The organism is Halorubrum sp. SS7 (assembly GCF_005435055.1).
Classification (GTDB): domain Archaea; phylum Halobacteriota; class Halobacteria; order Halobacteriales; family Haloferacaceae; genus Halorubrum; species Halorubrum salinarum.
This window is the reverse complement of record NZ_SGXV01000363.1, coordinates 1-396: the sequence shown is the minus strand read 5'-3', so window position 1 is coordinate 396 and position 396 is coordinate 1. Positions and strand designations below refer to the sequence as shown.

General features: G+C 69.7%; 1 protein-coding gene. It reads left to right on the top strand.

Features of this window, described 5'->3' with window-relative positions; all coding sequences use genetic code 11:
- Positions 1–345, top strand: a 345-nt coding sequence (locus tag EXE44_RS18405) for a 4-alpha-glucanotransferase (protein ID WP_199241285.1), incomplete at its 5' end; no start/stop codon positions are given.
- Positions 346–396: the final 51 nt, after the last annotated feature.

Genomic DNA, 396 nt, shown 5'->3' with positions numbered 1-396 from the left:
ATGCACTACGGCGAGGGCGTCGTCGGCTACACCTCGACGCACGACACGGACACGTGGGTCGGCTACTTCGAGGACCTGCCGGCCGAACAGCGCGACTGCTTCCGGTACAACGTCGGCGCGGAGCCCGACGATCCGCCGGAGTGGGCGATCATCGACGAGGTCTGGGCCTCGGACGCGATCCTGGCGGTGACGACGCTCCAGGACCTCCTCGGGCTCGGCAGCGAGGCGCGGTTCAACGAGCCGGGCACGCTGGCTGGCAACTGGGAGTGGCGAGTCACCCGCGACGCGCTCGACGACGCGATCGCGGAGCAACTGTGGGAGCTGGCGGGCAAGCACGTGCGGTGAACCGTGACGGGAGTCCTCCCCGACGCGCCGATCGTCCACGTGGTGACGATC